Here is a 17015-nt window from a genome sequence, read left to right as displayed (position 1 = left end):
ACCGCGCCGAGGGCTGTTTCGTTGACGACTATGTCGAGATCCCAACCGTCTGGGTGCCGGGACTTCGACGTCGCTGAGGTTTCCTGCAATTTCGGGTCCAGAACCGAAACCATTCGGCAACAGGCTCCGCGAACAGATGTCAGACACCGGAAGTGAAGCCGGTGTGCATCAAATGTGGTTGCGCGAGTACGAAATGTGGTGCCCGGTTGCACCGAACCTGGATGTGCTTCGAACGCGACGTGGCCGCTGCGTCATCGACTCGAGCACTCACTCCTGAGGACGAATGCAAGTCTGGTGAGTGTGCCAACGGGCAAACAATTCTCTGGACAAGGGAAGCCTGTAGTGGGTTTGACAGTGCCTGCCCGCCTGCAGAGCCTCAAGGCTGGTGTGGTCACCCACCATCGCGAGCTTGTGGACTTCTGCATCACTCGTGCGCCGATCACATGTGGAAAACTACGTCGCTTCCACAGGCGAGATTCAGGACATCGTCTTCGTGCAGCAGCGTCGCACAGACTCACTGCATGAAGAACGTGGTCTATCGGCAGGAATTCATCGCGGCCGGAGTCGCCTCCCGCACGATCAAACAAGCTCTCAACTGCTGTCTGCTCAAGCTCTGTGCGGGAGTGTATTCGGTCAAGCGGGACTGCCGGGTGCCATCTCATCGCCGGATTGCGGGGTTCATCGACGACATCGAGTGGATCAGACTTCACGAAGGTAGAACGCAGGCTGATCTGGATGGAGATTTCGGCTACCAGGATGTTCTGCGCTCTCTGACGATCTGGAGCTATCGGCACTACCGGCCGGATGACACGATTTCGGGCACGTCGGCCGCGATCCTCCACGGCATCCCTCTGTACAAAGAACCCAAAGGGCCGATCACGGTCCTGCACCCTACGAGCAACTCAGCATCGAAGCAGATCGTCAGAACCCTGTGCACCATTGACGATTCGGACCAGGTGAATTTCGGTCATCTGCGAGCCACCTCGGCGATTCGCACCGGTTTGGACCTGATTGGAATTCGGGGTCAGCAGTCAGCATTTGCCGGTATGGAATGGGTACTGCGGCAGTCGGTGGTGCGAGCGATCCCAGGATTCAACCCCAGGCTCGGGTACTCGCAGGGATTTCGCGACCTTGGCCAAAAACATATTGAGGAGTACTTTCTGCCAGCGGTAGGGAGGCTGAAATCCGGACATGTGACCGCGCAGAGCATGGTTGAGTCACTGAGTGCAGTGTCGGAGAGCATTGCTGAAAGCTATTGCTCATTGAACCTCAAAGCGCTGCGGCTGACGGGCTTCGAACAACAGGTGAACATTGACGATGCGCGCGGATTCATTGCGCGCGTGGATTTCGTGCATGAAGGTGCCCGCACGATCATCGCCGTGGACGGCAGCGGGAAATACGTGATGATGGGGGCCCGGCTCTTGCGCAGCGAGGGCGAACAGCAGAACAGACTCCTCGGGCTGGGGTATCGGATCATCCACTTCACTTTCACGGAACTGCTGCACCTCAGCGACTTCTCGGCAAAACTGTTCGAGCAATCCCCCGAGCTGAAGAAGTTTGCTGGTGCACGGGGGTGACAGCAAAGAGCTGCTTCCTGTTGGCGTGAAGCAGTCGCCGGCGGTTGCACGCGAGCCGGTCAATACATTCGGTACATAGTCCGCCACTCGGGGTGCAGTACATCAGTTCGCGTCCTGATGGTTCTGACGCGATGTGGCGCATGGCGTACGAAATGTAGCGGAATGTGTACGAAAAGTGGTTGTGAGCCGCCGAGGCGTCGGTGCCTGTGCTTCGGGTTCACGAAGGCCTGATGGCGAGGTGCTGCTTCGGCCCGCTTACGTCTCTTTGCGGCGAGCCGCCACCGCCCGACTCGAAACTCCCCGAATCGCTCCGTGACTGCCCTCTCGGCGGCCTATACGGTGGTGCCGGCCTTCGTCTCATGTGCCCCGTTCCGAAACATCCCTGCCGGCGCCCCGTTACCGTGGTGCCGGCTTTCGTCTCATGCGCCCCGTTACGGTGGCGACCGCCCCGCCTCATGCGCCCCTTCCACCGATGCCCGTCCCCACATCATGCTGCCCAGTTCCGGTGGCGCCGGTCACCGGGCCGGGGGCCTTTTCGGTGGTGTCGGTCACCAGTCGGCTCGGGGGTGCGAACGGGGCTTGACTGGCCCCGACCGATGGGTAAAGTAGCGATCATGAGCGCATTCTCGCGGGTGAGACGCCGAAATCCGGCCTAGGAAGTGTCGGGCAGCATCGGGTCTCAAACGCCCGGCGCGGTTCCGGCCCGATGGTATGACGGCCCAGTGTCCAGACGGCCAGACGGTCCGACAGCCTGAAGGCATTCCACTTCATCCGAGCGAATCGACGCTGACCAGCCGACGTCACCGGGAGTAGCAGTGTTTCTCAGTCTTTACGAACAAGAGCGGTTGATGATCTACACCGCCGGAAAGCTCGCGCTCGAGCGCAAGGAGCGTGGCCTCAAACTCAACCTGCCCGAGGCGACTGCGATCATCACCTCCTACCTGCTCGAAGGAGCACGCGACGGCAAGTCCGTCGCCGACCTCATGGAATCCGGTCGCCACGTGCTGGCCAAAGAAGATGTCATGGAAGGGGTTCCCGAAATGCTCACACAGGTACAGGTGGAGGCGACGTTCCCCGACGGGACGAAGCTCGTGACGGTGACGGGGCCGCTGCAATGATGAGCAACGAAACCGCCCCCGGCGAGCAGAACGACGACAGCAAGACCCTCGACAACCCGTTCGAAAACGTCGAACTCCAGCCCGAGGACCGCAGCCTCGACGCAGAGCACGCCACCGACGACCCCGGCCGCGAGTACGAAGAGGCCGAGGCCACCGTCATCGACGAACCGGGCGTCGACGACCGGACGCGCCATCCGTCCTCGGGCGAGAGCAGTCCGTCGAGCCCCCGTCGCCCCGGCTCCGGCACACGGCAGGCGCCGAGGCAGGAACACGATGCCCCGGTCACCTCGGCCGACCGCGTCATCCCCGGCGAGATCTTCCTCAAGGACGAACCCGTCGAGATCAACGCCGGGTTGGCCGTGACGGCGCTGCACGTGGCCAACACCTCGGACCGTCCGATCCAGATCGGATCCCACTTCCATTTCGCCGAGGTCAACCCCGGCCTCGAGTTCGACCGTGCCCGTGCCTGGGGCAAGCGTCTGAACGTACTGTCCGGCGGTGCCATGCGCTTCGAACCCGGAGCCGATGAAGAAGTCGAACTGATCCCGATCCAGGGTGCGCGCATCGCACTGGGATTCCGCGGAGACTGCAGAGGAGATTTGGATGGCTGAGATATCGCGTTCGGAATACGTCGCGTCGTTCGGACCGACGGTCGGTGACCGGGTGCGCCTGGCCGACACCGACATCGTCATCGAGATCGAGAAGGACTACTGCGCCGGCGGCGACGAAGTCGTCTTCGGAGGCGGCAAGTCCGCCCGTGAATCGATGGCCCAGTCCTCGCGCACCCGCGCCGAGGGCACCCCTGACCTCATCATCACCGGTGCGATCATCCTCGACCACTGGGGCGTCGTGAAGGCCGATGTGGGCATCCGCGACGGTAGGTTCGTTGCCATCGGCAAGTCCGGCAACCCGGATACGATGAATGGAGTCCACCCGGACCTCGTCGTCGGTCCCAACACCGAGGTGGCCAGCGGCAATGGTCTGATCATGACCCCCGGCACCATCGACACCCACATCCACTTCGTCGGCCCCGACCAGTTCGAGGTCGGCCTCATGGCCGGCACCACGACGATGGTCGGCGGCGGCACCGGCCCCACCGAGGGATCGAAAGCCACCCTGGCCACTCCCGGACCCTGGTGGCTGGCTCGGATGTTCGAGTCGATGGACCCGTGGCCGGTCAACGTCCTGTTCCTCGGCCGCGGCAACACGATGAACGAAGAAGCCCTGTACGAACAGCTGCGCGGCGGAGCCGCCGGCTTCAAGATCCACGAGGACTGGGGCGCGACCCCGGCCGTCATCGACAAGGCCCTGTCCGTGGCCGATGACACCGGAGTCCAGGTCGCCATCCACTCGGACACCCTCAACGAGGCCGGATTCGTCGAAGACATGCTCGCAGCGGTCAAAGGTCGGACCTTCCACTCCTTCCACACAGAGGGTGCCGGAGGCGGTCACGCCCCGGACATCATCAAGATCGCCTCGGAGCTCAACGTGCTCCCGGCCTCGACGAACCCGACCCGTCCGTTCACGGTCAACACCGTCGACGAGCACCTCGACATGGTCATGGTCGCCCACCACCTCAACCCGCAGGTGCCCAACGACCTCGCCTTCGCCGAGTCCCGCGTCCGCGCCGGCACCATCGAGGCCGAGGACGTGCTCCAAGACCTCGGCGCACTGTCGATCATGTCCTCGGACGCACAGGCGATGGGCCGCATCGGCGAGGTCGCCATGCGCACCTGGCAGACCGCACACCAGATGAAGAAGCTGCGCGGACCCTTGGCCGGCGACGACCGGGCCGACAACAACCGAGCTCGCCGCTATATCGCGAAGTACACGGTCAACCCGGCCATCGCCCACGGAATCGACTCCTATGTGGGCTCGATCGAACCGGGCAAGCTCGCCGACTTCGTGCTCTGGCAGCCCTCGATGTTCGCCGTCCGCCCGCACACTGTGTTCAAGGGCGGAATGGCCGCGGTCGCCGCGCTCGGGGACCCGAACGCGTCGATCCCGACCCCGCAGCCGGTGTCCGAACGACTCGGATTCAACTACCGCACCGCCTCGGCGGCGGCGACGAGCCTCGCGTTCGTGTCCGAGCAGGCCATCGACGACGATATCGCAGGCAAGCTCGATAAGGTCCAGCGCGACTTCGTGCCGATCACCTCGACGCGCAAGGTCACGAAGGACGACATGATCGGCAACTCCGCCCGCCCGGACATCGAAGTCAACACGGACACCTACGCGGTCAAGATCGACGGGGAACTCGTCGAACACCGTCCCGCAGAGTTCGTGCCCATGTCCCAGCGCTACTTCCTGTTCTGAGGCAGCGCTTGAGATCACGCTCTGCACTGCTCGTCCTCGCCGACGGACGCCTGCCGACCGGCGGGTACGCCCATTCGGCGGGGCTCGAGCAGGCCATCCGTCAGGGGTGGGTGAACGACATCGACGGGCTGCGCGACTTCCTGCGCGGCCGCCTGCACACGACAGGGCTGATGAACGCTGCCTTCGCCGTGGCCGCGTGGAATGCCTTGGAAGAGGACACCCCCACCGAGGCGGCCCCCACCTCCACATCGACCGCAGAGTCGAGCACGGGGACCGACATCCTCGCCGAGGCGGCCCTGCGCGACCTCGACGCCGAGCTCATCGCTCGGACCCCGTCCCCGGCCCTGCGCCGGATCGGTTCATGGCTGGGCACGCTCATGCTCCGATCCATGCGCAGCATCCACCCGCACCCGCTGCTCGACGCCTTCCCGAAGGACCTGCAGCAGCCGATCGTCTACGGTGCGGTCGGTCGCGTGCTGGGCTTGAGCGATGCCGATACGGCCGCAACAGTTCTCCACGAAGCGGTCACGGGCCCCGCGACGGCAGCGGTCAAGCTCATGCACATCGACCCGTTCCAAGCCCACGGTGCGATCATCGACCTCGCCTACGACCTCGACGAAGCTGCCGAACGCGCTGCGGACTTCGGTCGCGGCGACCCGGCCGAGATCCCCGCGCTCAGCGCGCCGCTGTCGGACTTCGCCGCCGAACTGCACGAGGGGGACAATGTTCGACTCTTCGCTTCCTGAGACCTGGGCGCTCAACCCCAAGGGCTCGGCCAGCGGGATGACCTGCCGGGCCTCGGTCGCCACGACCACGGACGGCACCGACCCGAACGGCCGCACCCGCACCCGCGTCGACGGACTGCGCCGCCAGGCCCCTCTCGTCCCACGCCCCACCGGTGCCAGCGGCTTCGAACCCTATGTCGACGGCGACTCGAACATCGCCCGAGTGGCGCTGACGACCGCAGCGGCCGGTCCGCTCGGCGGAGACCACTACATCTTCGACGTCCACGTCGGTGCGGGTTCGACCCTGCTGCTGCGCGAGGTCTCGGCGACCCTGGTCCTGCCCGGAGCCCACGGCGACCCCTCGCTCATGCACTGCCGAGTCACCGTCGAATCAGGCGGCACCCTGATCTGGGTGCCCGAACCCGTCATCGCCGCCCGAGGCTGCCACCACACCCACCGCGTCGACATCGACCTCGCCGAGGATGCTCGCCTGTTCTTCCGTGAAGAGCTGCTGCTCGGCCGCCACGGTGAGGATCCGGGAAGCTTGAGTTCCCGACTCAACGTCCGCCGAGGCGGCCGGGCCTTAAGCATCCAACGCTTCGATCTCGGCCCCGCCGGGAAGGGATTCGACACCCCGTCCGTGGTCGGCGGATGCCTCGGCGTCGGTTCGGTCGTCATCGTCGAACCCGATGGGGGACTGCCGACCGAGACTGTGATCGCCGATCCGAAGTCGGCTCTGCTGCCCATCGACGAGACCTGCGTGCAGGTCAACTCGCTCGGCGATGACGGGCTGGCTCTGCGCAGACGCCTCGACGCCGCCCTGGCCGAACTCGGCGAACCGTGGGGCCGGGAGACCGGCTGGTCCGCGGTGCCACGGTGACGCCGAGCCGCCCGCCGGGGGCCGGGACGGGCCCGTGAAGCCGCCTCGGCGAGATCCTGAAGACCATCACATCGCAACGTACATCGGAGGAGAACATGAGCAACGGAAAGCGCGCACTGCGCCTGGGAATCGCCGGGCCCGTCGGGACCGGCAAGTCCTCATCGATCGCGAACATCTGCACGGCCCTGGCCGATGAGTTCCGCATCGGGGTCATCACGAACGACATCTACACCGACGAGGACGCCCGCTTCCTCAAGGCCGCCGGCGTCCTGCCCGAAGAGCGCATCCGCGCCGTCGAGACCGGTGCCTGCCCGCACACCGCGATCCGCGATGACGTGAGCATGAATCTGCTCGCCGTCGAGGCCCTCGAATCCGACTTCGATCCGCTCGACATCGTGCTCGTCGAATCCGGCGGCGACAACCTCACCGCCACGTTCTCTCCGGCACTGGTCGATGCGCAGCTGTTCGTGCTCGACGTCGCCGGCGGCGGTGACGTGGCACGCAAGGGCGGACCCGGCATCGGCCGCGCCGATCTGCTCGTGATCAACAAGATCGACCTCGGCCCGCACGTCGACGTCGATGTCGAACAGATGCTCGACGATGCTCGTGAAGCTCGTGAGGGACAGCCCGTGCTCGGAGTGTCCCGGAAGATCCCCGAGACCGTCGAGGCCCTGGCCGCCTGGGTCCGCGAGGTCCACGCCCGCTTCGTCAAGGGCGACCACACCCCGGTGGATCCGGGCCCGATGGCCCCGCACTTCCACGCCGACGAAGAAGCCGATGGCGGCGGATACATGCACACCCACGAAGAGGGCGAAGCCGCTCATACTCACTGATGACACCATCACCGAGGTGGGGGCCGGGACTCGATCCCCACCTCGGTGCGTGTGGACGGTGAAGCTGGGCCTGCTGGGGTCAGCATCGGCCCGGTTCGGAGGGTAACCTCGGCGAGGGGATGACCCATAGGGATTCGACGGAGGAGAGGACGGCCGCTGCGGCGGCCGGTGAACGGATGAAGATTTGGAAGTCGACGGCCTGGACGGCCGGAGCGGGGGCACTCGCGTTCCTGCTCAGCGGGTGCGAAGCTCCCAGCGGGGGAGACTCGGAGCTGGTCATCGGCACGGAGAACCTCGGCGGGTACAACCCCGTCAACGGGTACTCCGTCGACGGGAACTCACCTTTCTACGACGGCCTGCTGCGGCTGCAGGAGGACTCCGGATCAGGGGAGATGCCCGAACTCGCACCGGCACTGGCGGCAGAGGATCCGCAGCCGAACGACGATTCGACGGAATGGACGGTGAAGCTGCGCGATGATGTGACCTTCTCCGACGGATCGGACTTCGATGCAGAGGATGTGGCCGCAACCTATGAGGCGATCGTCGACCCCGAGGTGGCGTCCGAATCCGTCGACGCCTTCCGCATGATCAAGGCGGTGAAGACCCCCGACGATCACACCGTCGTCTTCGAACTCGACGAACCGACCCCCACCTTCACCTCGCGTCTGGCCGTCGGCATCCTGCCGTCCGAAGCCATCGAAGAGGGTACCCCGGCCGCGGACTGGAAGGTCAATTCCGTACCCGTGGGCACCGGTGCCTACACCCTCGACTCGCTCACCGAGGACACCGCAGTGCTGACAGCACGCGACGACTACTGGCGGACGACGCCGGAGCTGAAGTCCGTGACCCTGCAGGCTTACGCCGACACCTCGGCGTTGGCCGCGGCGGTCAAGGACGGCAAGGTCTCCGGTGCTGCCGTCCCTCCGCGCTCGGTCGACCAGATCAAGGGAGATGGTCAGGAGATCCACACCGCTCGCACAGCCGACTGGCGCGGACTCACTCTGCCCAGTGATAACCCGTTCACGAAGAACGCCGAAGTGCGCAAGGCACTCAACCTCGCCATCGACCGGGAGAAGCTCGTCGACGAGGTGCTCGCCGGTCATGGAACACCCGCCTCGACCCCGGTCGGTGAATTCTACGGTGACGCCTACGATCCGAAGGCCGAATTCGACGTCGACCTCGACGAGGCGAAGAAGCTGCTCGATGAGGCCGGGTGGAAGGCCGGGTCTGATGGTGTGCGCGCCAAGGACGGGAAGAAAGCCGTCATCGCGGTCACCTACCCGGCAGGAGACACAGTGCGCGGTGACATCGCCGCCGAGATCTCCGCACAGCTGGAGCAGCTGGGCGTGAAGCTCGAGGTCAAGGGCCAGGAATGGGACGACATCGAGAAGGACCTGGCCGGACAGGCCATCGTCTACGCCGGTGGTGAGCAGCCCTATAACATCGACCACCAGATCAGGGCCTCGCTGCACACGCAGACGAAGACCTCCGGAGTCTTCGACAACCCCGCGAACATGGCGGTCCCGGGCGCGGATGATGTGCTCGACCATGCCGCGGTCGAAACCGACCAGGCCACGGCCGATGCCGACTACCGTCAGGTGCAGTCCCAGTACATCGAGGCGCCGAGTTACCTCATCGTCGCCTTCCTCGAACACACCTACGTCGCCGACACCGAAGGCTGGGACGTTCCCGACACGACCTTCGAACCGCACGTCCACGGCTCCGATTGGGGACCGTGGTGGAACCTCGCCGACTGGAAGAAGAACTGACATCGCACCCGACCGGATCCGGGTCATCCCGGATCCGACACATCCTGGCCCGAGGCGGAATCGTCCTCGGCGGGATGATCCTTGCCGGCTTGGCCGGCGGGGCAGGGGTGTTCGCGCTCTCCGCCGCCTCCCCGTCGAATCCTTTGGCCCACACAGTGGCCGGATGGGAATTCGCGTCCGCGGAGGCCCGCGAGAACCTCGCCGCCGCCTATGACACCGGGGGCTGGCCGGGCGCGTGGTGGCAGTGGCTGCTGACCTCCCTCACGACCGGTGACCTCGGGTATTCGCGGCTGCTGCACACTGCTGTTGGCGAGGTGGTCCTCGGTCGGGGACTCAACACCGTGGCCGCCACCCTGTGCGCTGTGGTGATCACCGCAGTCATCGTGCTCATCGCCTCGGTGCTGCTGGCCAGGTTCCCCGGGCTCGCCCACCATTCGGCCGCCTCGGGGCTCATCGGCGCCTGGTTGGCTGTGCCGTCGTTCCTCATCGCCCTCATCATCGTCGTGCTTTTCGGACGCCAGCTGCCGAACCCGGCCACCAGCGCCCCGATCACCCTCATCCCCTCAGTGGCGATCACGATCGCTCTGGCATGGTCGGCGATGCTCATCGCCGCCGCCCGATCTGCGGCCGCCGAAGTATGGTCGACGCCGTGGGCGCGCGCCCTCATCGGCCGCGGCTTCTCCTCGACGGCACGCGTGCGCACGGTGCTGCCGTCGGTCCTGTCCGCGGTGCGGGCTCCGGCGGTCATCTATGTGCCCGTCGTCGTGCTCGGTGAAGCCGCCGTCGAGGCGGTCCTGTCCTATCCGGGGTTGGGCAATGCCCTCGTCGAGGCGGCGGCCGGTGCCGACCTGCCGCTGCTGGCCACGGTCACCGCGATCGCCGCGGCGGTCACGACCGGACTGGTGCTCGGTGTGCGTTCGTTCGGTGCCGGCGGTGACGACCGTTTCCTGGTCTCCGGTGCGGGGGCGGGCGGGCTCGGGAAGGGGTACGCATGAACCGGCGGGATCAGAGCCCGAGCAGACAGCCGCTGCGTCCGAGGCGGCGTTCACTGCGCCCGAGCCGGCGGGTGTGGGGAGTCCTCATCCTCGGAGTTCTGCTCGTCCTGCTCATCTGCGGACGGTTCATGCCCGGTGAGGGCACCGACTTCTCTCGTGCTCTCCTGCCGCCGGTCGACGGCGGCCTGTTGGGCACCGACCATTTCGGTCGCAGTGTGGCCGTGACCGTCTGGGACGCCGCGGGCGGCTCGGCCTTGGCCGCGCTCATCACCGCGGCCGTGACCACCGCGATCGGTGCGGGAATCGGTGTGGTCTCGACCCTGTCGAACGGTCTGTCGAAGGTGTCGACGGGACTGCTCATCGCGACCTTGGTCGTCCCGTCGATGTTGTTCACCTTCATCGTGGTCGGCATCCTCGGTGGTGGTCGCACGGCGATCATGGTGACCGTGGCACTGACGCATTGGCCGTTGGCGGCTCAGCTCATCGGACCGAAGGTGCGGGAGGAATGGACGTCCGGGTGGGTGCGGTTCGACCGTTGCCTCGGTGCCGGACGTACCCAGATCCTGCGGTGGCATGTGCTGCCGGCGGCCGGGGGTCGGGTGGCGGCGGCGATGGCCGTGATCTTCCCGTCGGCGGTCGTGCACGAGGCGACGACTGCGTTTCTGGGGATCGGCGTCGATCCGGCCGCGGTGTCGCTGGGGCCGCTGATCGCGTGGGGGCAGTCGGATATGACGGTCGGGGCGTGGTGGACGTTGGTCGTGCCGACGTGTGCGCTCATGGTGTTGCTGCTGCCGCCGACGATCCTGGCCCGCCGGCTCGGAGAGAGGCCCAGATCGCTGTGACCGAACCCGTCATCGGCATCCGCACCGCCACGCTGAGCCTTCCCGGCACCGGTGAGGTGCTGTCCGCGCTCAACCTCGAGATGCGCCTCGGAGGCATCACCTGGCTCGTCGGCGAATCGGGTGCCGGAAAATCCACACTGTGCAATCTGCTCGCCGGCCTCAGCCCCGTGGATGCGAAGGTCAGCGGGGTGTTGGATCTCAGTGAGATCGTCGGGGCCCGTGATGGGCGGGTCGCCAGTGAGAAGCGCGACATCACCGAGGCGGCTGCCCCCGGGGACGGTCGCATCGGCCTCGGCGCGGGGCAGGGGCGCACCGACCTCGGCACTCGGTGGGGGCGCATCGGTCTCGGCACCAGGCAGGGTCGCCGGGCGATGGCGAAGCTTCGTCGCTCCGGAGTGATCGCCTGGGCTCCGCAGAATGCCATGGACACCTTCCCGCCGGCGATGCGATTGACCGAGTGGTTTTCCCGAACGGGCCTCGACAGTCCCGACCTGGCAGCGTACGGATTGGAGAATTCGATCCTCCGCAGGTTGCCGCATCAGGTTTCCGGTGGACAGATCTCCCGCATCTCCTTGGCCGCAGCCGTGGCGAAGTCCCCACGGCTGCTCGTCTGCGACGAACCGACCGCGGGCCTCGACCCCGAGCAGGCCGACGCCGTGGTGGGCGTGCTTAATGACCAGGCATCGGCCGGCAGCCGCGCCGTGCTCGCGGTGACCCACGACCTGTCGGGTCTGCAGCGCAATGCCCGCCCCGGCGATCGAGTGGCCGTGGCCTTCAACGGGCACATCGTCGAGGACTGCTCAGTCGCGGCCTTCTTCGCCGGTCGTGCCGCGAATGCCTATGTTCAGGCGTTGGCCGCGGCCGCACCCGCCGCCGGTGCGCACCCGCTGCCGCTGGCCGACGGCGCCCGGCCGAAGCCCTGGGTGTACAGGGACGGGGACGAGCTGCGCCGCCTCGGCGAAGAATCGGTCAGGACCGCTGGTCAGGGTCAGCCGGCTGGTCGGATGCGGACTGCGTCCGGATCGGGGCCGAAGCACATCGACGACGGCGGAGGATCGGAATGAGGCTGACCGATCTGGTGATCGACTACGGCTCCACACGCGTCGGACCGGTCGACGCGGACATCCCCGCGGGGACGGTGACGGTGCTGCAGGGCGCGTCGGGCAGCGGAAAGACCAGCGTGTGCTTGGCGATGACGGGATTCCTCAGGCCGAGCAGCGGACGGGTCGACGGGGAACTCGGGGTGCTCGTTCCGCAGAACCCTCGCGAATGGCTCAACCCGCGCCTGACCGTCGCCGAGGTCATCGAACACACCCGGGCCGCACGGGAATCAGGCGGTGGGGCCGGTGGTTCCGGTCCTGCGGGGCAGTCGAAGGGAGTCGCCCGGCCCGCTGGGCAGGCACGCGGATCTGCCGGCGGTGCCGGTGCTGAGCGTGCGGGAGGCTCGCACGACAGCCACGATCTGCTGGCCCTGCTCGATCGTGCGCTGCTCAGCCCAGAGCTGGCTCACCACCGCTGCGGCGAACTCTCGGGCGGTCAGGCGGCACGCGTGTGCATCGCCCGTGCGCTGGCCAGCGGCATCGACACCATCGTGTGCGACGAGCCGACGGCCGCGCTCGACTCCTCGAATGCCGCACGGATCGCCTGGCTCATCAACGACCTCGCCGAGGCGGGGAAGACGATTGTCTGGGCGACCCACGACCGAGACCTCGTCGCCGCCACCGACGTCGGCTATTCCTTCGTCACGCTCTGAGGCGGGGGGCACGACCACATTGAGCGTGGGCCCAACCACCTTCCGTCCGTCCCATCATGACGCGAACAGATGGGAGGGACGGGAAGTGGGCGCGCCCTGCACCGAACGTGATGCTGGTGCGCACGAAATGTGGTTGGTCGGTTCCGATCGCCGGGCGGATCGTCACTCGGCCGGGGAACCTGCCGCGACCGCCGGCCGGATGGTCACTCGGCCGGGGAACCTGCCGCGACAGCCGGTCGGATCGTCACCCACCGGCGCACGGCGAGCACGAGTGCTGCGATGAGGCCGACGATGAGCAGCCCGTCCGCGGCGATGTAGAGCAGATGCAGCGACGACCCGCCCTCGTCGACACCGGCGAGCACGGCGTCGGTGCGCTGATTGAGCAGCGGCCGGATGACGATGACCTTGATGATGAGCACCGCGATGAGCCCGCAGGTCACGGCCCGAAAGGCACGGTCGACTCCCGACTTGAGCACCGCCCACAGCAGAATCACGGCGATGGCCAGCTCGACCCAGTTCATCACGCCGAACACCAAGCGGCCGATGCCCAACCCCAGCGGGATCGTGATGCCGGGAGCCGTGAACTTCAGCGGCGCCTCGATGAGCGAGATGCCGATGATGAGCCCGAGCCAGACGGCGGGCAGAATGATCCGAGCGCTCGCCGCCAGCCGCGAGTCATCGGTGCTGAAGAGATGAGTCATAATCCTGATTCTACTCCTCGTAGAAGAATGTCTGCCGCGCCCGCTCCGCACCTGACCAGCCCCGCCGCCGCACCCGCTCTAGACTGGTGCCCATGCGTCTGTTCTCCAACGCCGTCGTGCGCACGTTCGCACCCTGGGCCGACTCGAGCACACCGGGCTCGAACACCCCCGCCCCGACCTTCGACCTCACCCATCCGGCCCCCGATGCGATCCTCGTTGACGGGGAGACCATCGTCGCCGTCGGCACCCGGGCCGAACTGCTCGACATCGCCGCCGCACAGTCGTCGACGACGGCGGCGCTCGCCTCGGCGGGTGGAGTCGGCGCGACCACGGTCATCCCCGGCCTCGAGATCGATGAAGTCGACTGCGGCGGCCAGGTCATCCTGCCCGGATTCGTCGACGGCCACATCCACTCGATCATGTACGCCGACTCCCTGACTGACCTTGATCTGTCCCAGACGAAATCCATCGCCGAGGCGGTCGCGGCCATCCGCGAACGCGCCGATTCCCTCCCGGTGGGCGCTTGGGTGGTCGGCTCCGGCTGGGACCTCAACAAGTGGGAGGACCCGAGCTACCCGGACCGAACGCTGCTCGACGCCGAGGTTCCCGACCATCCCGTGGCCATGTGGTCACTCGATCTGCACACGTTGTGGGTCAACGCCCACGCCCTCGAGATCGCCGGCATCGACGAGGCGACCCCCGACCCGTCCGGCGGCAGCTTCGTCCGCGACGACGACGGGCAGCTCACCGGTCTGGTGCGCGAGGACGCCACCGATCTCGTCGCCCGCTTCATCCCCGAACCCAGCCGCGAGGAACAGGTCGAACGCATCGCCACCACCCAAGAGCTCTTCCTGTCCCAGGGGCTGACCGGGATCCACGACTTCGACGGCATTGCTGCGACACTGGGCTGGAACGACCTGCACGACACCGGTCGACAGGACATGCGGGTCACGCTGTTCCTGCGCTCTCCCGAGGTGCCGTGGGCGATCGAGACCGGATGGCATACCGGCGACGGAGACGACTGGCTGCAATGCGGTGGGCTGAAGCTCTTCTCCGACGGAGCGCTCGGCTCGCACACCTCCCACATGTCCTCGGCCTTCCCTGAGACCGACGGTGAGACCGAGAACTTCGGCATCGCCCAGATGACCGAGGACGAACTCTTCGATCAGGCGCACATCGCCACCGAGGCGGGCATCTCCGTGGCCATCCACGCCATCGGCGACCAGGCGAACCACCATGTGCTCGCCGTCTTCGAACGACTGCGCGAGACCACGCGGGCCGCGGAGGAGAAGTTCGGCCGGCCCATGCGTCACCGTGTCGAACATGCCCAGTTCATCCAGCCGACGGACGTCGCCCGCTTCGCCGAGCTCGGGGTGTTCGCGTCCATGCAGCCGCGGCACTGCATCTCCGACCTGCACCTGCTCCACCTCATCGACGAGTCCGCGCAGCTGGCCGCCTACGCTTGGCCGGACCTGCTCGACGCGGGTGCGCATGTTGTCTTCGGCTCCGACGGCCCCGTCGAACCCGCCAACCCCTTTGCCGCGATCTATGCGGCGATGACCAGGGCGAACATCTCCGGTGATGCGTCCACGACCTTCCAGCCGCGCCGTCGCCTGAGCGCGGTCGAGGCCATCCGTCTGCACACTCAGGGCCCTGCTTTCGCCGCTGGCCTGGAAGACCGGCGCGGATATCTGGCGCCAGGCATGGACGCCGACTTCATCCTCGTCGACATCGATCCGTGCGTGGCCGAAGGGCTGAGCGCCGAGGGGCTCAACCCTGATGCGGCTGCGCACGCCGATAGTCGGAACACCGAGGCAGCCGCACAGTCGGACGATCCCAACGGCTCATGCGTATCGAACGACCCCGACGGCTCACGCGTGTCGAGCGACGGCCTGCTCGGCTACGCTTCCGAGGAGGCTCTCTTCGCCCACGCCGAAGCGATCCGTGACACTCGAGTCGCGCTCACCGTCGTCGGCGGCGAGATCAAGTACCGAGCCTGACCTCGCCGAGGTGGACGACCGCCTCGGCGAAGGGCGAACCCCAGCTCCCAGCCCCCACCCCCTCAGCACCGATCGACAAGGAAGTCCCCGCATGCCCCGCTCGTTCCTGGCCCAGGCCCGCAAGGTCGATGAGGCGACCCCGGACACTCGCAGCCGCGAGGTCGACTTCCTGCGAGCTGCGGCGATCACCGTCGTCGTGCTCGGCCACTGGACGATCATCGCCGTCAGCGCCGGCGGCGGAATCGACCCGCACGGACTGCTCGACCAGGCCCGGTGGACACACCCTCTGACCTGGGTGTTCCAGGTGATGCCGATCTTCTTCCTCGTCGGCGGGTACTCCAACGCTCTGTCGTGGCGCTCAGCCAGGCGCAAGAACACCGGCTACGCCGAATGGCTGCGGGCACGCCTGCGCCGACTCGGCCTGCCGCTCATCCCGCTGCTGCTGACCTGGCTGGCCACCTGCGTCATCGCCCTGTCCGCCGGCGCCGAACCCGCCGCCGTGCAGCTGGCCTCCCAGATGGCACTCGTGCCGACCTGGTTCCTCGCCGCCTACCTGCTCGTCGTCATCGTCGCCCCACCGTGTCTGATCCTGTGGGAGAAATGGGGTTGGTGGTCGATCATCGTCGGGATCGTTCTGGCCGGCATCATCGACCTCATCAGCATCGTCACCGACAGCAGGCTCGCCGGCTATCCGAACTACCTGCTCGTCTGGGCGAGCTTCCACCAGTTCGGCTACGCCTGGCTCGACGGCCGACTGACCAGCCTGAAACGCTGCCTGGTGCTCTTCGTCATCGGCGCCGTCGGCCTCGGACTCCTCGTCGGATTCGGACCGTACCCGGTCTCGATGATCACCGCCGGCACCGACACGATCTCGAATTCCGCCCCGACCCGAGTGACGATGGCCTTCCTCGGCATGGCCCAGGCCGGAATCGTGCTCATGCTCCAGCGGCCTGTGGCGAGGCTTCTGCACAGTCCCGGACTCTGGTTCCTCACGGTGCTCGTCAACCAGCGCATCATGACCTGGTTCCTCTGGCATCTGACCGCGTTGACAGCCCTGGCCAATGTGCTCATCGCCCTCGACGCCGAGGCCCTGCTGCCGACTCCGCTGACCGGGATCTGGTGGCTGACCCGTCCGCTGTGGGCCCTCGTTCTGCTGGCGATCACCGGGGTGCTCGTCTTCGTATTCGGCCGATTCGAATCACCGGCACCCGACGACCGGCCCGCGCCGCCGATGTGGATGCCGATCGCCGCCTCGGCGTTCATCTGCGCGGGCTTGGCCATCATGGCCGACACCGGAATGGTCGACGATGGCGGCGTCACCTGGATCTGGCCGCTGCTGCCGCTCATCGGCATGTTCGTCTTCGGCGTCGTCCGCCTCCCCGGACGGCGAACCATGACGAGCTGACCCTCGCCGAGGAGGTCCGCCCGCGCTGAAACCTCACCGCGGCGACGCGAATGGATCGACCTTGCCGAGAAGGTCCGACCGCGGTGATGAAACGTCCCCGC

15 protein-coding genes are annotated in these 17015 nt (G+C 66.7%); 14 read left to right on the top strand and 1 reads right to left on the bottom strand.

Going from position 1 to position 17015, the window contains the following annotated elements; translation table 11 throughout:
* Positions 1–521: 521 nt before the first annotated feature.
* The 12 genes from EB835_RS16460 to EB835_RS16405 all read left to right on the top strand — a co-directional run bounded on the left by EB835_RS16460 (position 522) and on the right by EB835_RS16405 (position 12808).
* Entirely contained in the window at positions 522–1577 is a 1056-nt protein-coding gene (locus EB835_RS16460; RefSeq protein ID WP_135810536.1) for a hypothetical protein, read from the top strand.
* 815 nt (positions 1578–2392) lie between these two features.
* Positions 2393–2695, top strand: coding sequence for an urease subunit gamma (locus EB835_RS16455; protein WP_092009102.1), 303 nt, complete (start codon positions 2393–2395; stop codon positions 2693–2695).
* Complete coding sequence (locus EB835_RS16450) at positions 2695–3306, top strand: urease subunit beta (protein ID WP_135810535.1); 612 nt, start codon at positions 2695–2697, stop codon at positions 3304–3306. Before EB835_RS16455 ends, EB835_RS16450 begins: the two co-directional genes overlap by 1 nt.
* Positions 3299–5011, top strand: a complete 1713-nt coding sequence (locus EB835_RS16445; protein ID WP_135810534.1) for an urease subunit alpha — start codon at positions 3299–3301, stop codon at positions 5009–5011. The genes EB835_RS16450 and EB835_RS16445 overlap by 8 nt, the downstream gene beginning before the upstream one ends.
* A gap of 8 nt (positions 5012–5019) precedes the next feature.
* Positions 5020–5757, top strand: a complete 738-nt coding sequence (locus tag EB835_RS16440) for an urease accessory protein UreF (RefSeq protein ID WP_135810533.1) — start codon at positions 5020–5022, stop codon at positions 5755–5757.
* The gene (locus EB835_RS16435) at positions 5735–6616 is read left to right on the top strand and encodes an urease accessory protein UreD (RefSeq protein WP_135810532.1); all 882 of its coding nucleotides are present in this window, start codon (positions 5735–5737) and stop codon (positions 6614–6616) included. The genes EB835_RS16440 and EB835_RS16435 overlap by 23 nt, the downstream gene beginning before the upstream one ends.
* 95 nt (positions 6617–6711) lie before the next feature.
* On the top strand, positions 6712–7449 hold the full coding sequence (ureG, locus tag EB835_RS16430) for an urease accessory protein UreG (protein WP_135810531.1): 738 nt from the start codon (positions 6712–6714) through the stop codon (positions 7447–7449).
* 176 nt (positions 7450–7625) lie between these two features.
* Positions 7626–9218, top strand: coding sequence for an ABC transporter substrate-binding protein (locus tag EB835_RS16425; RefSeq protein WP_168216765.1), 1593 nt, complete (start codon positions 7626–7628; stop codon positions 9216–9218).
* A complete protein-coding gene (locus EB835_RS16420; RefSeq protein WP_135810529.1) occupies positions 9188–10213 on the top strand; it encodes an ABC transporter permease subunit in 1026 nt (341 codons plus the stop codon). The genes EB835_RS16425 and EB835_RS16420 overlap by 31 nt, the downstream gene beginning before the upstream one ends.
* The gene (locus EB835_RS16415; RefSeq protein WP_135810528.1) at positions 10210–11055 is read left to right on the top strand and encodes an ABC transporter permease; all 846 of its coding nucleotides are present in this window, start codon (positions 10210–10212) and stop codon (positions 11053–11055) included. Before EB835_RS16420 ends, EB835_RS16415 begins: the two co-directional genes overlap by 4 nt.
* On the top strand, positions 11052–12119 hold the full coding sequence (locus tag EB835_RS16410; RefSeq protein WP_135810527.1) for an ATP-binding cassette domain-containing protein: 1068 nt from the start codon (positions 11052–11054) through the stop codon (positions 12117–12119). Before EB835_RS16415 ends, EB835_RS16410 begins: the two co-directional genes overlap by 4 nt.
* Positions 12116–12808: an ATP-binding cassette domain-containing protein gene (locus EB835_RS16405; protein WP_135810526.1), complete on the top strand. Its 693-nt coding sequence runs from the start codon at positions 12116–12118 to the stop codon at positions 12806–12808. The genes EB835_RS16410 and EB835_RS16405 overlap by 4 nt, the downstream gene beginning before the upstream one ends.
* Positions 12809–13011: 203 nt before the next feature.
* Here the strand turns inward: EB835_RS16405 and EB835_RS16400 are convergent, their stop codons facing one another.
* A complete protein-coding gene (locus EB835_RS16400; RefSeq protein WP_135810525.1) occupies positions 13012–13509 on the bottom strand; it encodes a hypothetical protein in 498 nt (165 codons plus the stop codon).
* Positions 13510–13601: 92 nt separating this feature from the next.
* Between EB835_RS16400 and EB835_RS16395 the strand changes: the two genes are divergently transcribed.
* Complete coding sequence (locus EB835_RS16395; protein ID WP_135810524.1) at positions 13602–15509, top strand: amidohydrolase; 1908 nt, start codon at positions 13602–13604, stop codon at positions 15507–15509.
* Between the two features lie 91 nt (positions 15510–15600).
* Positions 15601–16914: an acyltransferase family protein gene (locus EB835_RS16390; protein WP_135810523.1), complete on the top strand. Its 1314-nt coding sequence runs from the start codon at positions 15601–15603 to the stop codon at positions 16912–16914.
* The last annotated feature ends 101 nt before the right edge of the window (positions 16915–17015 follow it).

The sequence above is a fragment of the Brevibacterium sp. S22 genome (assembly GCF_004745485.1).
Lineage (GTDB): Bacteria > Actinomycetota > Actinomycetes > Actinomycetales > Brevibacteriaceae > Brevibacterium.
This window is presented reverse-complemented; position numbering and strand designations above follow the sequence as displayed.